1 protein-coding gene is annotated in these 434 nt (G+C 60.4%); it reads left to right on the forward strand.

From position 1 onward, the window contains the following. The first annotated feature begins 13 nt into the window (after window positions 1-13). Window positions 14-406 carry an ester cyclase gene (locus AC1DIX_RS27920; protein WP_477328610.1) on the forward strand — a complete coding sequence of 131 codons (393 nt, stop codon included), beginning with the start codon at window positions 14-16 and terminating at the stop codon, window positions 404-406. The last annotated feature ends 28 nt before the right edge of the window (window positions 407-434 follow it).

Consider the following 434-nt stretch of genomic DNA (forward strand, 5'->3'; position numbering starts at 1 on the left):
GAATGGTACCACTGTGACAAAGGACAAGCTGGAAGAGATTTACCGTCAATACATCGCCTGCCTGAATGCACGGGATTGGCCCCGGCTCGACGCCTTCGTCCATCCCGACGCCCATCACAATGGCCGGCCGTTCGGCGTGGCCGGCTATCGCGCCATGCTGGAGCAGGATTATCGCGAAATCCCCGACCTTCGCTTCAGCATCGAACTGCTCGCCGCCGATCCGCCTTACATCGCCGCCCGCCTTACCTTCGATTGCACGCCCGTTGGGATATTCATGGGATTGCCGGTCAACGGCCGGCGCCTCACCTTTGCGGAGAACGTGTTCTACCGGCTCGAGGATGGAAAGGTGCGTGAAGTCTGGTCGGTGATCGACAAGGCGGCGATCGAGGGGCAGCTGGGGATGTAGGCTGCGTGCTATCTCACTGCGCTAATTC

This window comes from Massilia sp. 05N420 (genome assembly GCF_056397205.1).